General features: G+C 53.5%; 27 protein-coding genes. 24 read left to right on the top strand and 3 right to left on the bottom strand.

The window, feature by feature from the left end; translation table 11 throughout:
* Positions 1-19 precede the first annotated feature (19 nt).
* The 19 genes from ACMXD4_RS19750 (at position 20) to hypD (ending at position 11,386) form a co-directional block, all read left to right on the top strand.
* Positions 20-244: a hypothetical protein gene (locus ACMXD4_RS19750; RefSeq protein WP_171697509.1), complete on the top strand. Its 225-nt coding sequence runs from the start codon at positions 20-22 to the stop codon at positions 242-244.
* Positions 241-936: a Ni/Fe-hydrogenase, b-type cytochrome subunit gene (gene cybH / locus ACMXD4_RS19745; RefSeq protein WP_171697510.1), complete on the top strand. Its 696-nt coding sequence runs from the start codon at positions 241-243 to the stop codon at positions 934-936. The genes ACMXD4_RS19750 and cybH overlap by 4 nt, the downstream gene beginning before the upstream one ends.
* Before the next feature lie 89 nt (positions 937-1,025).
* Positions 1,026-1,712 carry a HyaD/HybD family hydrogenase maturation endopeptidase gene (locus ACMXD4_RS19740; RefSeq protein ID WP_171697511.1) on the top strand — a complete coding sequence of 229 codons (687 nt, stop codon included), beginning with the start codon at positions 1,026-1,028 and terminating at the stop codon, positions 1,710-1,712.
* Positions 1,712-2,008, top strand: a complete 297-nt coding sequence (locus tag ACMXD4_RS19735; RefSeq protein ID WP_033157846.1) for a HypC/HybG/HupF family hydrogenase formation chaperone — start codon at positions 1,712-1,714, stop codon at positions 2,006-2,008. Before ACMXD4_RS19740 ends, ACMXD4_RS19735 begins: the two co-directional genes overlap by 1 nt.
* Positions 2,005-2,427 carry a hydrogenase gene (locus tag ACMXD4_RS19730; RefSeq protein ID WP_415879154.1) on the top strand — a complete coding sequence of 141 codons (423 nt, stop codon included), beginning with the start codon at positions 2,005-2,007 and terminating at the stop codon, positions 2,425-2,427. Before ACMXD4_RS19735 ends, ACMXD4_RS19730 begins: the two co-directional genes overlap by 4 nt.
* Positions 2,428-2,646: 219 nt before the next feature.
* Entirely contained in the window at positions 2,647-2,868 is a 222-nt protein-coding gene (locus ACMXD4_RS19725) for an addiction module protein (protein WP_415879153.1), read from the top strand.
* Positions 2,869-2,907: 39 nt separating this feature from the next.
* Positions 2,908-3,192 (top strand): toxin, encoded by a 285-nt coding sequence (locus ACMXD4_RS19720; protein ID WP_415879152.1) that lies wholly within the window; start codon positions 2,908-2,910, stop codon positions 3,190-3,192.
* Positions 3,182-3,457: a hypothetical protein gene (locus tag ACMXD4_RS19715; RefSeq protein WP_415879151.1), complete on the top strand. Its 276-nt coding sequence runs from the start codon at positions 3,182-3,184 to the stop codon at positions 3,455-3,457. The genes ACMXD4_RS19720 and ACMXD4_RS19715 overlap by 11 nt, the downstream gene beginning before the upstream one ends.
* Before the next feature lie 802 nt (positions 3,458-4,259).
* On the top strand, positions 4,260-4,949 hold the full coding sequence (locus ACMXD4_RS19710) for a hypothetical protein (protein WP_415879150.1): 690 nt from the start codon (positions 4,260-4,262) through the stop codon (positions 4,947-4,949).
* Between the two features lie 527 nt (positions 4,950-5,476).
* Positions 5,477-6,325: a hydrogenase expression/formation protein gene (locus ACMXD4_RS19705; RefSeq protein WP_415879149.1), complete on the top strand. Its 849-nt coding sequence runs from the start codon at positions 5,477-5,479 to the stop codon at positions 6,323-6,325.
* Positions 6,322-6,543 (top strand): rubredoxin, encoded by a 222-nt coding sequence (locus ACMXD4_RS19700; RefSeq protein WP_415879148.1) that lies wholly within the window; start codon positions 6,322-6,324, stop codon positions 6,541-6,543. Before ACMXD4_RS19705 ends, ACMXD4_RS19700 begins: the two co-directional genes overlap by 4 nt.
* Positions 6,544-6,545: 2 nt before the next feature.
* Positions 6,546-7,007 carry a [NiFe]-hydrogenase assembly chaperone HybE gene (hybE, locus tag ACMXD4_RS19695; protein WP_415879147.1) on the top strand — a complete coding sequence of 154 codons (462 nt, stop codon included), beginning with the start codon at positions 6,546-6,548 and terminating at the stop codon, positions 7,005-7,007.
* Positions 7,008-8,162, top strand: coding sequence for a nickel-dependent hydrogenase large subunit (locus ACMXD4_RS19690; protein WP_415879146.1), 1,155 nt, complete (start codon positions 7,008-7,010; stop codon positions 8,160-8,162).
* Positions 8,163-8,240: 78 nt separating this feature from the next.
* Entirely contained in the window at positions 8,241-8,582 is a 342-nt protein-coding gene (gene hypA, locus ACMXD4_RS19685) for a hydrogenase maturation nickel metallochaperone HypA (RefSeq protein ID WP_020483415.1), read from the top strand.
* Positions 8,582-9,409 carry a hydrogenase nickel incorporation protein HypB gene (hypB, locus tag ACMXD4_RS19680; RefSeq protein ID WP_415879145.1) on the top strand — a complete coding sequence of 276 codons (828 nt, stop codon included), beginning with the start codon at positions 8,582-8,584 and terminating at the stop codon, positions 9,407-9,409. The genes hypA and hypB overlap by 1 nt, the downstream gene beginning before the upstream one ends.
* A 56-nt stretch (positions 9,410-9,465) precedes the next feature.
* Positions 9,466-9,678: an addiction module protein gene (locus tag ACMXD4_RS19675; protein WP_171697522.1), complete on the top strand. Its 213-nt coding sequence runs from the start codon at positions 9,466-9,468 to the stop codon at positions 9,676-9,678.
* The gene (locus ACMXD4_RS19670; RefSeq protein WP_301539358.1) at positions 9,675-9,809 is read left to right on the top strand and encodes a hypothetical protein; all 135 of its coding nucleotides are present in this window, start codon (positions 9,675-9,677) and stop codon (positions 9,807-9,809) included. The genes ACMXD4_RS19675 and ACMXD4_RS19670 overlap by 4 nt, the downstream gene beginning before the upstream one ends.
* 243 nt (positions 9,810-10,052) lie before the next feature.
* Positions 10,053-10,280 (top strand): HypC/HybG/HupF family hydrogenase formation chaperone, encoded by a 228-nt coding sequence (locus tag ACMXD4_RS19665; protein WP_020483413.1) that lies wholly within the window; start codon positions 10,053-10,055, stop codon positions 10,278-10,280.
* Positions 10,277-11,386: a hydrogenase formation protein HypD gene (gene hypD, locus ACMXD4_RS19660; RefSeq protein ID WP_171697523.1), complete on the top strand. Its 1,110-nt coding sequence runs from the start codon at positions 10,277-10,279 to the stop codon at positions 11,384-11,386. Before ACMXD4_RS19665 ends, hypD begins: the two co-directional genes overlap by 4 nt.
* 64 nt (positions 11,387-11,450) lie before the next feature.
* On the opposite strand, the gene ACMXD4_RS19655 is transcribed toward hypD, so the two are convergent.
* The 3 genes from ACMXD4_RS19655 to ACMXD4_RS19645 all read right to left on the bottom strand — a co-directional run bounded on the left by ACMXD4_RS19655 (position 11,451) and on the right by ACMXD4_RS19645 (position 12,589).
* Positions 11,451-11,708 carry a hypothetical protein gene (locus ACMXD4_RS19655; RefSeq protein ID WP_415879144.1) on the bottom strand — a complete coding sequence of 86 codons (258 nt, stop codon included), beginning with the start codon at positions 11,706-11,708 and terminating at the stop codon, positions 11,451-11,453.
* A 244-nt stretch (positions 11,709-11,952) separates the two neighbouring features.
* Entirely contained in the window at positions 11,953-12,369 is a 417-nt protein-coding gene (locus ACMXD4_RS19650) for a PIN domain-containing protein (RefSeq protein WP_171697525.1), read from the bottom strand.
* Positions 12,356-12,589: an AbrB/MazE/SpoVT family DNA-binding domain-containing protein gene (locus ACMXD4_RS19645; RefSeq protein WP_171697526.1), complete on the bottom strand. Its 234-nt coding sequence runs from the start codon at positions 12,587-12,589 to the stop codon at positions 12,356-12,358. The genes ACMXD4_RS19650 and ACMXD4_RS19645 overlap by 14 nt, the downstream gene beginning before the upstream one ends.
* 131 nt (positions 12,590-12,720) lie before the next feature.
* Here ACMXD4_RS19645 and ACMXD4_RS19640 point away from each other — a divergent pair, with 131 nt between their 5' ends.
* The 5 genes from ACMXD4_RS19640 (at position 12,721) to hypF (ending at position 17,624) form a co-directional block, all read left to right on the top strand.
* On the top strand, positions 12,721-13,014 hold the full coding sequence (locus tag ACMXD4_RS19640; protein ID WP_415879143.1) for a type II toxin-antitoxin system RelE/ParE family toxin: 294 nt from the start codon (positions 12,721-12,723) through the stop codon (positions 13,012-13,014).
* A 3-nt stretch (positions 13,015-13,017) separates the two neighbouring features.
* Positions 13,018-13,302, top strand: coding sequence for an addiction module antidote protein (locus ACMXD4_RS19635; RefSeq protein ID WP_415879142.1), 285 nt, complete (start codon positions 13,018-13,020; stop codon positions 13,300-13,302).
* Between the two features lie 304 nt (positions 13,303-13,606).
* Positions 13,607-13,987, top strand: coding sequence for a hypothetical protein (locus ACMXD4_RS19630; RefSeq protein WP_101054267.1), 381 nt, complete (start codon positions 13,607-13,609; stop codon positions 13,985-13,987).
* Between the two features lie 188 nt (positions 13,988-14,175).
* A complete protein-coding gene (gene hypE, locus ACMXD4_RS19625) occupies positions 14,176-15,213 on the top strand; it encodes a hydrogenase expression/formation protein HypE (RefSeq protein WP_415879141.1) in 1,038 nt (345 codons plus the stop codon).
* Positions 15,213-17,624, top strand: a complete 2,412-nt coding sequence (hypF, locus tag ACMXD4_RS19620) for a carbamoyltransferase HypF (RefSeq protein WP_415880848.1) — start codon at positions 15,213-15,215, stop codon at positions 17,622-17,624. The genes hypE and hypF overlap by 1 nt, the downstream gene beginning before the upstream one ends.
* Positions 17,625-17,801 lie beyond the last annotated feature (177 nt).

The following is a 17,801-nucleotide window of genomic DNA, read 5'->3' as shown; positions in this document are numbered from 1 at the left end:
CACCCTACCGGGAGAGCTTATGAACAAAATATTGCCATCCATCGCCTTGTTACTGGTTTTCGGCCAAGCCGAAGCCCACAGCCACCCCGGCATCGATGCCTTGACGCACAGCCTGGAACATATGCTGACCGCTTACTCGGCCTGGCTGCCGCATCTGTTTACAGCAGTTTTATCGATAGCGGCGGCAGCACTGCTGCGTAGCCTTTGGCTTCGCAGCAAAGCATCGGGCCGGAGACCGCAATGAGCGCACCACTCGCTCCGGTTTACGTTTACGAACTGCCGGTTCGACTCTGGCATGCGGTTAATGCTTTGGCGATTAGCGTGCTGGCGGTTAGCGGCTATCTGATTGCATCGCCGTTACCGTCCCCAGTCGGTGAAGCCAGCGAACATTTTCTGATGGGCTATATCCGCTTCGCGCATTTTGCCGCCGGTTATGTATTGGTGATCGGTTTGTTGGGGCGTTTGTACTGGGCCTATGCCGGCAACGAACACGCCCGGCAAATCTTTTTTCCACCTTTGCTGCAAGTGCATTTTTGGGATGGCGTCCTGCAGGAAGTGCTTTGGTACGCCTTTATCGCCAAAGCGCCGCGTCACTACATCGGTCACAACCCGCTGGCGATTTTGGCAATGCATTTTGTGTTGGTATGGGGCTCTCTGTTCATGATCTTCACCGGCTTTGCCTTGTACGGCGAAGGCGAGGGGCAGGGTAGTTGGCAATACACGCTGTTCAGCAGTTGGCTGTTGCCGTTGTTCGGCGACAGTCAAACCGTGCACACCTGGCATCATCTGGTGATGTGGTTCATCGTCTGCTTCGTGCTGATTCATGTTTATGTCGCGGTGCGTGAAGACAAATTGTCCGGGCAGAGCATGCTGTCGACGATTGTTAGCGGCTGGCGCACTTTTAAAGACGACAAACCGGTGGACGATGCCCATTAAATGCGTAGGGTGGGCACGGTTTTGGTGCCCACGCGGAACAGAACAATGGGCACTTAATTGTGCCCACCCTACGCTTGCCTGAGCGAGCCATGGCAAGTAGTCCAGCCAACATCCTGTTGCTCGGCATCGGCAACCTGCTTTGGGCCGACGAAGGCTTTGGCGTGCGTGTCATCGAGCATCTGCAAAAGCACTATCGTTTCCCGGATAACGTGCAAGTGGTGGATGGTGGTACGCAGGGCGTGTATTTGATCGAACATGTGCAAGCGGCGGACGTGTTGGTGGTGTTCGACGCGGTGGATTACGGCTTGCCGCCGGCCACCATGAAGCGCGTTGAAAATGACGAGGTGCCGAATTTCCTGGGCGCGAAGAAAATGAGCCTGCACCAAACCGGCTTTCAGGAAGTATTGGCCCTGGCGCAAATGCTCGGTCAACATCCCCAGCATTTACTGCTGATTGGCGTGCAGCCGGAAGAGTTGGAAGACTACGGCGGCAGCCTGCGGCCCGCCGTCAAAGCGCAAATTCAACCGGCGATTGACATGGCTCTGTCTTATCTGCAAAGGTTCGGTGTCGTTGCTGAATGTGTGGACACGCCGCAAGTATTGGCCGATCCGATCTTGAATATCCAACGCTACGAACAAGAACGGCCGTCGCCCGAACAAGCCTGCCGGTTGGGTGACGAACGTATCGTGTTATCCGCCGCCTTCGAAGTGAAACCGCCTCCCGCTTCCGACCTGCCTAGCCTGCAAGTCGATGTCGATTACCGGGGCAAATACTGATGTGCATCGGTATTCCCATGCAAGTCATTGAACCGCGCGGCGATTCCGCGCTGTGTGAGTATCGCGGCCAAACCACGCTGATCGACATGATGTTGGTGGGCGAACAAGTCGCCGGCACTTGGTTGCTGGTGTTTCTGGATGCTGCCCGGGAAGTCATCTCCGCAGAGCGCGCCGCGCAAATCGCCGATGCCTTAGAAGCCATGCGTTTAGCCATGCAAGGTGAAACCAACTTCGATCATTTATTCGCCGATCTGGTCGACCGCGAACCCGAACTGCCGGAGTTTTTAAGAACATGAGCACGCCCTTGCTGGAGCAACTGCAAACCCGCCATGGCTTGCCGTTGCTGGATGCCGACGCTTACGATTTATTCGTGCATGGGCATGACACGGTCGTGCTGTTCTTTGCCAATGATCCCATGATGTTTCCGGAAAGTCACGATGTGGCAGTGATTTTGCCGGAGTTGTTAAAAGCTTTTGCCGGGCGCTTGCATGGCGCACTGATCGACAAATCCATCGAACGCGAGTTGCAGGCTAGGTTTCGGTTTACCAGTTGGCCGTCCTTGGTGTTTTTGCGCGGCGGCGAGTATTCGGGCGTGATCACCGGGATCAAGGATTGGGCGGAATACGGGCAGGAGTTTGCACGGATTTTAGCTGCGGAGCCGGGGCAGCCGCCGGGGTTTGATCTTGGGAAGGTTTGTGGGGTTGGACACGCGTAATTAGTTTTTTACGGTGTTTGCTGTTGGTGTTCGCAGGCTTTAAATAACTTAGCGGTCTAATTCCCTCTCCCTGCGGGAGAGGGCTAGGGTGAGGGCAATCTCACCGGCTCTTTAACAATTTGGTGTCGCTATCGCGGCAGAAATGAGGTTGGACGTATACTATCGCCGTCGTGCCTGTAATGGTGTGAATGAGTTTTCTGTTTAATGGGGGGCGCTGATATGAATCTCACGCAGCTGGAAGCCGAAATTTTGGCCTTACCGCTTCAAGACCGGGCGGCTTTGGCGCAACGCCTGCTATTGAGCCTCGAGGAAATTTCCGAGTCGGAGTTCGAGCGGTTGTGGGGAGAGGAGTCGGCGCGTCGACTGGCTGACTTTACCTCTGCCCACAACAAAACGATTGAACAAGAAGGCTTGCCTCTGGACGAATGGCGTTCTTTTTAACATTGCTCGTTTTTTTGCAAATAACTCGATGAGCTAAATATGCGTTTTGACTGGGACGAGCATAAGAACCAACTGCTCAAAAATACTCGTGGCGTCTGTTTCGAGGATGTCTTAGTGGCGATTGGTGAAGAAAGATTGCTTGATGTATTGCCGCACCATAATGTTGACAAATATCCGCATCAGAAGATTTTTATCGTTCGTATCAGAGATTACATCTATTACGTGCCCTTCGTGGAAGACAACGAAACGATATTTCTGAAAAATATCATTCCAAGCCGTAAATATCACAAGCAATATTTTAAAGAGGCTCATCATGGCGACTGAACTATCGGTTGAAGAACAAGAGGTTGTCGATTATGTCGAAGGCGGCGCGGCTGTCAGTGTCGAAAACTTGGATGGCGAAAAAAGCCGCTATAGCCAAATCGCTCGCGACCAAATAGGCAAAAAGAAAACGGTCAGCATTCGGTTGTTGGAAAGCGATCTCGAACGGTTGAAGGCGCAGTCGGTTAGTCAGGGTTTGCCGTATCAGGTTTTGATTAGTTCGTTGATACATCAGTATGCGAATGGGAAGATTAAATTTGATGCTTGATGGACTTTCTGGTTCACAACCTCCAGGTTGGGAACGATTGCCTTGGAAGCTCTAGCGTCCGCTGAAAATCTTGGAAACGGAGCGTTAGCGAAGTGAAGATTTTTAGTCCCCGATAGCCGTAGCGCCTTGCAGGTTTTCGCAGCGAAGCGGAGAAAACCTGCAAGGCATCGCGACGCGGCGTTAAGTCATGCGAGAGCCTATGTTTCGACCCCTTGTTGGGTCGGAACGAGGTGACGCGGACGAATCGGGGCGCCGCAGGCATAAGCGGTCGCGTCGTTTTTGCCGATTTTTTCCTGCTGGGAAGCTCGAAAAAATCTTTCGGTAAAAATAGCGACTCCCCGACAATCTTGTTGATTAAACGTGTCGCTGTCGCGACGGGTTATTTTAAAGTCGGGTCTAGGCCCGACAGCCGAGTAACTTTTCTTTGCTTGGCCAAACAAAAGTCACCAAAAGAAAGGCCACCCGGAATTCCGCCGATTTCCTGTGCTTCTCGCTTTTGGCGATGGTTTTCGGAAGGGGCTTCCCAGCCCCTCCGAAAACGAGCGGCATCCCTGCCGCTCCCCTGCGGGCCATTCTCGCCAAAAACTGCGATGCTCGGGGCGGAATAACGGGAACAGCCCGCTCCAGCGGTTATTGTGTGTAGCAAAGGTTTTTGGTGGGCTGGGTTGGAACGACAGTGTAAACCCAGCTTTGGTCTAAATCGCTGGGTTTCATATTATTCTGCTCAGTCTATGGACCAGCGCAACCCAAGCGTAAGACGAAGTCTTTTTTATAGAATTACTTCAAATAACATGTTAAAAAAATGACTATAGAAAAAAGCGAAGTTTTAACAGCACTAACAAAGGGTACGATTGGAATGATTCCAGTTCTTGGGCCAATAGTGGCTGAGATTATCGGAGTCTTAATTCCTAATCAACGAATAGAAAGAATTGAGAAATTGTTGAAGTTACTGGCAGCAAAACTTGAAAATCACAATAATGAAACCCTGGAAAAATTAATCACTACCCCAGAATCAATCGACTTAATTGAAGATGGATTCATACAAGCATCCAGAGCAATTTCAGAAGAAAGAAAGGAATATATAGCGTCATTATTAAAAAATGGATTAACAGACATGACGTTAAAACATTTAGAATATAAAAGACTTCTATCTATTTTAGGAGAAATAAATGATATTGAGGTCATAATTCTGAAGTCGCATTTGTTGCACCCTTCACTACCTGAGGGCGCTGATTACTGGGAAAAACACAAGAAAACTCTTATTCCTCCAATTGCTTACTTAGGGTCTCCTCAAGAAGAATTGGACAAAGAAACAATATATAAAAGCCATAACATCCACTTAAAGAATTTAGGGCTAATTAAACCCCTATTCAGGAAACCTAAAAGAGGAGAACTCCCAGAGTTCGATGACAAAACTGGAATGATTAAAGCCAGTGGTTACGATATTACAAACCTAGGGCAGTTATTACTTCGAAGTATTGATCAAGATTGATAGGGCTAGCAATATAACCTATTATCGACTACCCCAATATTTGCATATCAAATATTTTGCTAGGCTTATTTTTCCGCGTGGGCACGAAAATCATGTGCCCACCCTACATTTTTCGAGATTGGTTTTAAATTTCGGGAAGGTTTTGGTCCCGTTATTCCGCCCCGAGCATCGCAGCTTTTGGCGAGATTAGCCCGATAGGGGAGCGGCAGGGATGCCGCTCGTTTTCGGAGGGCCAGGGATGGCCCTTCCGAAAACCCTCGCCAAAAGCGACAAATTTGCCTGGAGCAAATTTGAACAGCCGATAGGCTGGCCCGGAGGGCGAAAACCATGGATGGTTTTCGTAAAAGCGCAGGATTAAGGCGGAATACCGGGTGGCCTTTCTTTTGGTGACTTTTCTTTGGCCAAGCAAAGAAAAGTCACTCGGCTGTCGGTCCGAGAACCGACATCTAAAAACATCCCCGCGATAGCGACACCAAATAAACACACACCCGTAAATTCAATAGACAACTCGAAACGATGGCCAAAATATGACCTCAATAACTCTCCCTATTTTCGGCCAAGGCAGCCAACCCGCCGAGGAAGACGGCGTCGAACTCGACTATCTGGCAATGCCGGAAGAAATGGCCACCTACCGGATGCCGACGATTTCGGTGGATTTGAACGCGGCGGATCTAGAGCAGGCCAAAACCGTGTTACAGCAGCTCGAACAGAATTTGGCAAAGTATCCAGCAACCAGCCAAACCATAGATTTGATAAGCCTGGACCAAACCAATCGCCAGTTCGTCGACGAACTGCTCGGCGAAGGCGAAGTCAGCATGCTGTGTAAAGGCGCGCAAACCCTTAGGATTCAAGAATCGGTGTTGGCCGGCGTCTGGCGTTCGCAGCGGCTGGATGGGCAAAAACAGATCGTTACTGACACCTTGGAGGTCGGCATCATCCCGCAAGACATCTTGCAAACCGCATTCGCCGACGCCGCCAAACATATCGATACCGACATGAGCGCGTTGCCTGAGGGCGTGATGAACGCACCGCCGTTGTTGGCGGAGTTGAATGCCAAGATCGCCGAGTATCAACCCGGCACCGAAGCGCATATCATCAACCTGAGTTTGCTGCCGCAAACCGAGCAGGATTTGGCTTTTCTGGAGCAACGTTTGGGCAAGGGCGCGGTGACCATTTTGTCGCGCGGTTACGGCAATTGCCGGATCGACGCTACCGCCACCCGCAATGTTTGGTGGGTGCGTTATTTTAATTCGCAGGACACGCTGATCCTCAATACCCTGGAAGTCAGCGATGTGCCGAATGTGGCCTGTGCGTCGGCGGAAGACATTGCCGACAGCTACCAGCGGTTGCAGGAAATTTTGCAGGTGTATTTGTGAGCGAAGGCTTCTTCGCCGGGGCTTACGGCGGCGATGCCTCGCGCTTGCCGGCTGAGGCCAAGCTGGAGTGTAAGATTTGCTGGCATGTCTATGATCCGGCCGACGGAGACGCCGTCTGGCAAGTGCCGCCCGGTACCGCCTTTTCCGATTTACCTGAGCATTGGAGTTGCCCGCAATGCGGCGCGTCCAAACAAGGCTTTTTGGTGCTGGACGACTAAGTATGCACTGGCGGGACGGTGAGCAGATTCGGCAAACGCTGGAAGCTGTGTTTAACGACATCCTGGCCCAACGGATGCGCGACATGCCGGTGCTGAATTCGGCATTAGCGGTGCGCGCTCTAGGGTTTAACCGCTACAACGCCGATTGGGTGGGCATATTGATTACACCTTGGTTTATGAATCTGTTACTGCTGCCAAGCGCGGATAGCCAATGGCCGACGCAAGCGCCAGGAAGCAAGTTTGACCAGGCTTTTCCGTACGGCAGTTTCGAGTTTGTCGTCGCTGACGAAGGGCAATTGGGGCGCTACGCGCAATGTTCGCTATTTTCGCCGATGTTTCAATTTGCCGATCAGGCGGCGGCTGTGGCTGCGGCGGAAAGTGCTTTTCAAGCTTTGCTAGCCGCTCCCGCGCCACGAGCGATCAGCCGCCGCGATTTGTTACGCGGCAATCTGGTAAGACCGTAAGTGACGCCGGCGGGCGAGATTACTATCGAGCTGACACATCGCGCCGGCAAGGTCGAAGCGGTGAAGATAGGCTCGACCCGGCCCGAAGCGGCGCGGGTGTTGGTCGGCAAAACACCGGAGCAGGTGCTGACCACCGTGCCGCTGCTGTTTTCCTTGTGCGGCACTGCCCAAGCTTTTGCCGCCTTATTGGCTTGCCGCGCCGCGCTGGGATTGGCTGCCGAGCCGGAGGCCGATGCCGCTCGGCAGTGTTTGCTGCAACTGGAAACCGTGCGTGAACATGCCTGGCGCATAGTATTGGATTGGCCGGTTTTGTTGGGCCGGACAGCGAATAAAGCCGCCGTTGCCGGTTTGTTGAAGTTGGATAGGCAGTTTAAATCGTGCCTGTTTAGCGACGGCGAGGGCTTCAGGCTGAACAGCCATTTGCAGATCGACGGAGCGTTTTTGCAGACTTTGCTTGATGAATTGACCAGCTTAATCGATCAAGCGATTTTTGCGGGCGGCCGCAACGGGTTTCTGGCGATTTCGGACGAAGCGCATTTGCGCGACTGGTTGGATGAAAATACAGGATTGGCAGCGCAACTATTGAATGCCGTATGTCAACGCGATTGGCCGGCGCTGGGGAACAACCCTGTGGCGGGTTTGCCGGCATTGGATCCAGCCGAGTTGAACAGATATATGCAAAACGGCTATTACTCGGCATTCTGCCGCTTGCCGCAGTGGCAGGGCTGTTGTTTTGAGTCGACGCCGTTGAGTCGTCAGCAAACCTCGCCCTTACTTGCGGATTTGTGTAGCCGTTACGGCAATGGTTTGTTGCCGCGATTTGTGGCGGTGTTACTGGAAGTGGCTGCAATACCGCAGGGACTGGCGCCTTCGTTTGAGTCGCTGCAAGTGTATGGCGCTGATGGTGTCGGCTTGGCGCAAGTGCCGGCGGCGCGCGGCTTGCTGATTCATCGTCTGGCCTTACGTCAAGGCCGGGTGTACGATTACCGCATTGTCGCGCCGACCGAATGGAATTTTCATCCCTGCGGCGTGCTTAGCCAAGGTTTAAAGGCTTTGCAGGCGACCGATGCCGATGACTTGCGGCGACAGGCGGAGTGGTTAATTCAGGCGGTGGACCCTTGCGTGGCCTATCGGGTGACATTGCAAAAACAGTAGGGTTCGCACCGCGTACCATCGAAAGCTTGAAAGGTACGCGGTGCGTACCCTACGGCTGATATTTACCGAGCAATCATCATGCACGAAATGTCGCTCTGCGAGAGCGTGTTACAGATTATCGAACAGCAGGCCAAGGCCCAGCAATTTGCCAAGGTCAAAACCGTGTGGTTGGAGATTGGCGCCTTGTCGGGAGTGGAGCCGGAGGCGATGCAGTTTAGTTTTGAAGTGGTGATGCAAGGCTCCCTGGCCGACCAGGCCCGCTTGGAAATTATCGACGTGCCGGGTGTGGCGTGGTGCATGCCCTGCGGTTGTGAGGTGTTGGTGAGACAGTTATACGACGAATGCCCGCACTGCGGCAGTCATCAATTACAGATCGTCGATGGCGATCAAATGCGAATTAAAGAACTGGAGGTAGAGTAATGTGCGGCGTATGCGGCTGCGGCGAGGGCCATACCCACTCGCACGACGAATCACATGAGCACGAACATGCTCATGATCACCACCACAGTCATGAGCATGGTCATCACCATCATCATGAACATACTGTAGAACACTCGCATGCGCCGGGTCTGACTCAGGCGCGGATGGTGCAGATTGAGCAGGATATTCTGGCCAAGAACAATCGTTATGCCGACGAAAACCGCCGCTATTTCAGCGAACGCGGCATGCTGGCTTTGAACTTGGTGTCCAGTCCCGGCTCGGGCAAGACCACGCTGTTGACTGAAACGATTCTGCGTTTGAAAGACGAGTTGAGCATCGCGGTGATCGAAGGCGACCAACAAACCGCCCGCGACGCCGACCGCATCCGCGCTACTGGCGTGCCGGCGCTGCAAATCAATACCGGCAAGGGCTGTCATCTGGACGCGCACCGGGTCGGGCATGGTCTGGAAAGTCTGAATTTGCCCGAGCACAGCCTGTTGTTTATCGAAAACGTCGGCAATTTGGTGTGTCCATCGGCTTTTGACTTGGGTGAAGCGCATAAAGTGGTGATCCTGTCGGTCACCGAAGGCGAAGACAAGCCGATCAAATATCCGGATATGTTCTATGCCGCCGATTTGATGATCCTCAACAAAACCGATTTGCTGCCGTATCTGGATTTCGACGGCGCGCAATGCATTCAGTATGCGAAGCAGGTTAATCCGCGCATCAAGGTCTTGTCGCTATCGGCCAAAACCGGCGAAGGCATGGAAAATTGGCTGACCTGGCTACGGGCTGAGATGGCTTTGCAGCGGATTGAGTATGCTTAAATCACTATGCGGTAAGATTTTTTCTGACCGTTTACCTTCATTTTCGAGGAAAGGATATGCCGACTAGTCAAGAAATTTACCAACAAATCAGCCACTTAATGCCACTGGAGAAATTGCGTTTAGCAGAGATGTTGCTTGCCGATCTGGATGCGCCGAATCCGGAAATCGATGCTGTCTGGCGCGACGAGGCGCAAAAACGTTGGCAAGGCTATAAAGATGGCAAGCTAAAAACAGTCAGTTATGAAGCGGTTATGCAGAAATATAAATGAAGGTTGAATTTCTCGAAGCCGCGCAAGCCGAGCTCGATCAGGCCTTTGAATGGTATGAAATTCAGCAAAAGAATCTAGGTCTGCAGTTTTTAAACGAGTTCGATGCCGCGATTAGGCGAATTACCGCGTAACCAAAATCCTACACTTGTTGATTGGCAATGAGATAAGACGCTGCCTGATAAAACGTTTTCCGTATGGTGTTTTGTACGGTCTTGATGAAGGCAAAGTTATCGTAATTGCCGTAGCGCATTTGCATCGAAAACCTGATTATTGGATGGAAAGAATTGGGTAATAAGGTCTCAACCAGAAGCCCTCATGTAAAAAGTGATATTAAAGCAAGCGCCGAATTAATCTACAACATCAACAATCAGCTTATGTGCCTAGCTCTCCCTGCCCAAATTACCGATATCGATTTTGCGACGCAGATGGCAACCGCCAGCGTGGACGGCGTCAAGGTCGAAGTATCGTTGGCTTTGGTGGATGATGTGAAAGTCGGTGATTACGTGCTGGTGCATGTGGGTTACGCGCTGAACAAGATCGACGAGGACGAGGCCCTGAAAACCTTGGCCTTGTTTGCGGAAGCCGGTCTAACCGCCTCATGAAATACATCGACGAATTCCGTCAGCATGATGTAGCAAAGCAATTGGCGCAGGTCATTGCCGAAACCGTTAATCCAGACCGCCATTACCGGTTAATGGAGTTCTGCGGCGGCCATACCCACGCGATTTTCCGTTACGGCGTGCAGGATTTAATGCCGAGCAATGTCGAGTTCATTCACGGCCCCGGTTGCCCGGTGTGTGTGTTGCCGACCGGGCGCATCGACAATGCGATTCAACTGGTAGAACAACACGATGTGATCCTTTGCACCTATGCCGATCTGATGCGAGTACCCGCTTCGCAGCGGAACAGCTTGTTAAAAGCCAAAGCTGCCGGCGGCGATATTCGCATGATCTATTCGACCCAGGATGCCTTGAAAATCGCCCGCGATAATCCAGACAAACAGGTAGTGTTCTTCGCCATCGGTTTCGAAACCACCACGCCGCCGACGGCGGTGGCTATCAAACAAGCTCAAGCCGAAGGCTTGGGCAATTTCAGCGTGTTCTGCAACCACGTACTAACCCCAGCGGCGATGCAAGCCATTCTGAATGCGCCGGAGCCGGTACAAATCGACGCCTTTCTCGGCCCGTCGCACGTCAGCAGCGTGATCGGCAGCAAACCCTATGAAGCCTTTGCTCAGGATTACGCCAAGCCCATCGTCATCGCCGGTTTCGAGCCGCTGGACGTGATGCAATCGGCCTTGATGTTGATCCGCCAACTCAATGCCGGTCAGCATACAGTGGAAAACGAATACAGCCGCGCGGTGACGCGCGAAGGCAATCTCAAAGCCCAAGCCTTGATGGCCGAGATATTCGAGTTACGGCCGCACTTTGAATGGCGCGGTTTGGGTTTGATCCCCAATAGCGCATTGAAGTTAAAAGCCGAATACGCCGAGTTCGATGCCGAACAGCGCTTCCGTATGCCGGCGATCCAAGCCAGCGATGTCAAAGGTTGCGAGTGTCCGGCCATCTTACGTGGCGCGAAAAAGCCGCAGGATTGCAAACTGCTGGGTACCGTCTGCACCCCGGAAAACCCGATGGGCTCGTGCATGGTATCGTCGGAAGGGGCTTGCGCGGCCTACTGGAGTTATGGGCGGCTGCGGCGAAGCTAGAAAAAGCGGACGTCTTTTAACGCCCGCTTGGGTGGCCCGTGATTAGCGGACGAGGTGATGCGGCTTATTTATAGATTTCTGCTGCCGCCGCTTTCAGTTTCGCTTCGTCGCCTTGCATCGGTTTCATCATGGGGTTTGTCGACGCTTTGGCGCCGGCGACCAACTCGTCGGCGGTTTTGAATTTAGCTTTCAAGGCATCCACGGCCGGCGCGACCGAACCGTTATGGCAGCCCTTGCAAGTAGCCGCCGCATCGGCGCTGGCCAGTGAAGGCGTGATGGCAACAGCTGTCAGTGTCAATAAAGCGAGTAGATTTGTTTTCATGAACGTTACCTCGTGTTAATTATTATTTTTAGATTATGGCCCGGACAAGCGCCGAAACCGACGGTGCTGATGATTTTAGGCATCGGCATGGGTTTTCTACCATAGCCGGAAATTCCAGGCAATCGCTTAAGGGTTTTGGAGTGGGGATAAGCAGTGTCGCGGCGTATGGCGAGTGTGGTCATGCCACAAAGTTAATGCCTTGTCTGATCGTGATGACACTTGGCAAATTTGCCGAATACGTCGCCTAAACAGCGAGATCGATAAACGGATTGACGATGCGCAATTGATTGTCGAGGACTTGGCCGTGCTGCAGGTCTTCCGAATACAAGTGCTCGCATTCGGCCACCAACGCCGCAGCGACGATTAGGCTGTCGTACCAGGAAAAACCGTAACATTCGGCGACGTCCAGACCGCGTTCGTGAATAGCGACGCTAAGCGGGTGGATTTGGCAGACCGATTTGACGATTTGCAGGGCTTCCCTGACTTCGGGATAAGACATTTTGAACTTGCGGGTGGCTACCGAGGTAAATTCGTTCAACACTTGCACGCTGATCGCGCCGCCGTCAACAAGCAAGGTTTCGACTTGGTTCGCCTTGGCATCGTCGGCGGACAGCAAATACAACAGCACGTTGCTGTCGAAAAATGCTTTAGCGGTCTTCATTCGCTTCCAAGCGATCGAACTTGAAATCCGCCGGCATGCGGCCACGGAATTTGCGTAACCTGCCCAGCAGTTCCAGATTACTGGCTTTTTTGTCGATTTCGAATAGCCGTGCGCCGGCAATCTGAATCTCGACGTCGTCGCCTTCCTTGAGTTGTAATGCTTCGACCACGGCGGCCGGCAAACGAACCGCTAAACTATTACCCCATTTGGCGACTTGCATGATAGAGCCCTCAATGAAAATATACGGCTTTAAATTGTATATCATCTAGCATAGGCGGACCATTTTTGATGTGCTCCAAATAAGCTTGAATGACGGTTGAGGATTAGTATCTAAATGGATACAATTGGCCCATGAATTATTTTGTGCAGCAAACGGAATCGTTTGCAAAATGGCTGGCGTCTTTAAAAGACCTGCGTGCCAAAACTGCAATCTACCGCCGTATTGACCGGGCGCAGGCCGGCAATCTTGGCGACACCAAAGCGGTGGGCGAGGGTGTTTCCGAGATGCGCATCGATCTTGGCGCGGGTTACCGCGTTTATTACACGATACGTGGCGGCATGATGATTATTCTGTTGGCCGGTGGTGATAAATCCACCCAACATTCCGATATTCAACGTGCGATTAAACTGGCTAAAGAGGTTTGAAACATGAGTGAACAACTACTGCCCTTCGACATGAGCACGCTATTGGATAGCGACGAAGCGGTCAGCGAATACCTTAACCAAGTGCTGGAAGACGGCGATAGCGACGAATTGATCAGAGCCTTGGGCTACATCGCCAAAGCCAAGGGCATGGCCATGATAGCCAAGAAATCCGGCCTGGGCCGCGAAAGTTTGTACAAAGCGTTGGCCCCCGGTGCAAAACCGCGCTTCGACACGGTGTTGAAGGTTATTCGGGCATTGGGTGTTAAGTTACACGCAGAGCCGGTTTGATGCTGTCCATCCGCGACCTTCGGAGGCAAAGGCTTGATGCAAGGATTAGCCAAATAGTACGACGTGCCGAACAACGTGATGCGCATCGTTCGCGATTGATGCGCTTCGCTTTCGCTCAGCACATCCAACGGCCCAGCGAGTTTTGGTATGAGTTTGAATAATTCGAAAGAAACGGAATTACAACGAAATGCCCGTTGGTTATTGCGCCATACAGTCTTAATTGTTGCCTTTACTACGTTTAGCGGACTGCTCTCGGTGCCTCACTTGCTTTGGAGCATGCGACCCTCTTCCAAGCGTTACAAAAATGGTTGTATTTAAGGGGAACGATGGAGCGGTATATTTCGATATTCCCGCCCGTAAAAAATATAGGCGTGCCGAGCTTGTAGGTATCTATATCTATAAGATAGATTTAGGGCATCCAATTCCTTACTGGAGTATGTCGCAGAAAAGTTACACAGATCGAGGCAAGCTGGCGAGTGAGGAGCAAGATCTAGCGTGGCCATTGCGTTACGGGCAAATGGGGCCGTTAACAGAAGTCAACTCTGAGCCTAAAGAGTTTGAGAATGGCAGGTACCGGGCAGAAGGAACGGTACGGCTATATGACGAGAAAGGGAAAGAATTTTTCGATTTTTCTGATCTCTTTCTTTATGAAAATGGCGCTGTGTATGATTACCCTACTGAATAAACGATCTAGTGCTTAATTTCATAAATAAGCGATATAAAAGTTAATCATAACATTATGATTATAAAAGGATTTAAATTGCCACCAATTAGTGCAATTAAGCGCTAGAACTCCTAGTTCCGACTAGCGAACCATAATTTGCCCCTTGTCCCCAACCAATCCATCCGTCAGCTCTTCAATAACTCAAACCCATGTCCTACTCCCATACACTCAATCTAAAATCCGGCCAAGTCGATCTCACCCACGGCGGTGGCGGCCGGGCGATGGCGCAATTGATTGCCGAACTGTTCGTCAAGCATTTCGATAACGATTTGCTGCGCCGGCAAAACGATCAGGCCTTGTTCGATGTGCCCGCCGGGCGGTTGGCGATTAGCACCGACGGCCATGTGATTTCGCCGCTGTTTTTTCCGGGCGGCGACATCGGCTCGCTGGCGGTGCACGGCACGGTCAACGACGTGGCGATGTCCGGCGCCAAACCGCTTTATCTAAGCGCCGGGTTCATATTGGAAGAGGGCTTGCCGCTGGCGGACTTGGAACGCATCGTCATCAGCATGGCCGCTGCCGCCAAGGCCGCCGGCACGCCGATTGTCACCGGCGACACCAAGGTGGTGGAGCGCGGCAAGGGCGATGGGGTGTTCATTACCACCACCGGCGTCGGCATCGTGCCGGACGGGGTGAATATTTCCAGCGACCGCGCCGAGGCCGGTTGCGCGATTTTGCTTAGCGGCAGCATCGGCGACCACGGCGTGGCGATCATGGCCAGCCGGGAGAATCTGCAATTTGAAACCAGCATCATCTCCGATTCGGCGGCCTTGCACGGTTTGGTCGCCGACATGGTGGCCGCAGCGCCGGCGGCGATTCGCTGTCTGCGCGACCCGACCCGCGGCGGCTTGGCGACGGCCTTGAACGAGCTGGCCGGACAGTCCGGCGTCGGCATGGTCATCGACGAAGCGGCGATTCCGGTTAAGGCCGAGGTCAAGGCCGCTTGCGAAATCCTCGGTCTCGATCCTTTGTATGTTGCCAACGAAGGCAAGCTGGTGTGCATCTGCGACGCCGCTGCCGCCGAGACTTTGCTGGCGGCGATGCGCAACCACCCCTTGGGCCGCGACGCGGCCATCATCGGCCAAGTCATCGCCGATCCGCACCATTTTGTGCAAATGACCACCGCTTTCGGCGGCCGGCGTATCGTCGATTGGCCGGTTGGCGAACAACTGCCGCGCATCTGCTGATGCCCGGCAAGGCCATCCGTGCGCGCGGCGTGGTGCAGGGCGTCGGCTTTCGGCCGGCGATTTGGCATCTGGCGCGCGAGTTTGGTTTGGCGGGATCGGTGTGGAACGACGCCGAAGGCGTGATGATTCATGTCTATGGCAATGCGGCCGACCTTGAACGCTTCGCCGCAGCCATTCCCCAACAGCTACCGCCGCTGGCGCGTTTGGATGCCTTGGAAATCAATGATTTAGCAGGGGAGGCGGCGGACAGCGAATTTCGTATCGTCGCCAGCCAATCCGGCCGCGTCGAAACAGCAATCGCCGCCGACGCCGCCACCTGCCCGGATTGTTTGGCGGACATAGCCGATCCCTGCAACCGCCGCTACCGCTACCCGTTCACCAATTGCACGCACTGCGGGCCGCGCCTGTCCATCGTCCACAGCGTGCCTTACGACCGCTGTCATACCAGCATGGCGGCATTTGCCATGTGTCCGGAATGCCAAAACGAATACGACGACCCGGCTGATCGGCGCTTTCACGCCCAGGCCAATTGCTGCCCGGTTTGCGGGCCGCAGCTCTGGTTGGAGGCAGCTATCGGTCCCTCGTTCGGCGTGGGAATGCAGCCGGAACTGGCGCGCGGTTCGGGACGCCGGAGCGTCGAAGACGGGGTTTCCACGCGGCGCGTGGGAACCATGAACGCAGGCGTGATGAACGATGTCATCCACCAAACCGCGGACCTGATTCGTCAAGGCCATATCGTCGCCATCAAAGGTTTGGGCGGCTTTCATTTGGCTTGCGATGCAAGCAATGCCAATGCGGTGGACGAACTGCGCCGCCGCAAGCGCCGTTACGCCAAACCGTTTGCGCTGATGGCACGGGATGCAGCGATGGTAAGCCGTTATGCGCTTATCAATTCTCTGGAACTGTCAGCCTTGGAGGACCGCGCCGCGCCTATCGTGCTGTTACCAGCGCAAGGCGAATATCTAGCGAGCGGCGTTGCGCCGGGCGACGACAAGCTGGGGTTCATGCTGCCGTACACGCCCTTGCATAGCTTGCTGATGCAAGAGTTGGAGGCGCCCATCGTGTTGACTTCGGGCAATATTTCCGACGAGCCGCAATGTACAGATAACGCCGAGGCGCGGGAAAAATTAGCGGGCATCGCGGATTATTGGCTGCTGCACGACCGTGACATCGTTAATCGCCTGGACGATTCGGTAGTGCGTTTGATGGATGGCAACATGCGCATGCTGCGCCGGGGACGTGGCTATAGTCCGGAGGTTTTGGTATTGGCTCCGGGGTTTGCGGAATCCGGCAATATTCTGGCACTGGGTGCCGAGTTGAAAAACAGTGTTTGTTTGCTGAAAAACGGCCAAGCGCTGGTCAGCCAGCACATCGGCGATCTAGAAAACGCCGCCGTGCAACAGAATTACCGGCAAACCATTGATTTGTACAAAAAGCTTAACGACCTTCGGCCGGTAAAGATTGCTGTCGATAAGCACGCCGGCTATCTATCGACTCAATACGGCCAGGCCTTGGCTGCCACTGAATCTATCGAATTAGTCCGCGTCCAGCATCACCATGCCCATCTGGCGGCTTGTCTGGCCGAACATGGCGTTGATCTGGACGCGCCGCCGGTATTGGCGGCGATCTTCGACGGTTTGGGCATGGGCGAGGATGGCGAATTATGGGGCGGCGAATTCTTATTGGGCGATTACCGTGGTTACACGCGGCTTGGATATTTCCAGCCTATCGCCTTGCTCGGCGGCGCCCAGGCGATGCGGGAGCCTTGGCGGAATACTTATGCGCAACTGCGGCATTATTTCGATTGGCCGATTTTACAGCGTGACTACGCGGATTTGGACATCATGCGGTTGTTGGCCGGCAAGCCTTTGGCAACGTTGGATACGATGCTGACGAAAAACCTCAACTCGCCGCTCAGCAGTTCCTGCGGGCGCTGGTTCGACGCCTTTGCCGCGGCTTTGGGCCTGCACCCGGAGCAAGTGCATTTCGAAGGTCAAGCCGCGATTGCCATGGAGGTGTTGGCGACGCCGGTGTTTGCCCAAGAACAGCCTTACCCGGACGCCTGGTCCATGGAGCGCAACTGCGACATGACGGTATTGAGTGGGCAAGGCCTTTGGCGGGCGGTGTTGGCCGATCTGCAAAGTGGCATCGACAAAGCCCGCATTGCCGCCCGTATCCACCATAGCCTGGCCGCGGCGACCGTTGAGTTGCTAATGCAATTGAGCGGCGAAACGGGCGCGGATAGCGTTGTACTCAGCGGCGGCGTGTTTCAAAACCGCTTGTTGCTGGAAGCAGTCAGCGAGCAATTGCGCCGACACGGCAAAACCGTGTTATCGCCACGACGTTACCCGATGAACGACGGCGGCTTGGCTTTGGGACAGGCGGTGGTCGCGGCGGCGAACGATGGATAATCTTGCGGTTAACTCGAGCGAGGCAATTGGAGATCGAAGTCGGTTGATAATTTGCGTTAGAATGTTTTTGCTGTATCCGTTTCAACGCAAAAGCGTCGGGTAGTTCTGCAACATGGCAGCAATACTCGTCACTTTGGAGAACGTTATGACAAAACCTTACTCAGCGAGGCGATTATG

This window comes from Methylomonas sp. TEB, from assembly GCF_047777895.1.
Taxonomy (GTDB): domain Bacteria; phylum Pseudomonadota; class Gammaproteobacteria; order Methylococcales; family Methylomonadaceae; genus Methylomonas.
This window is presented reverse-complemented; position numbering and strand designations above follow the sequence as displayed.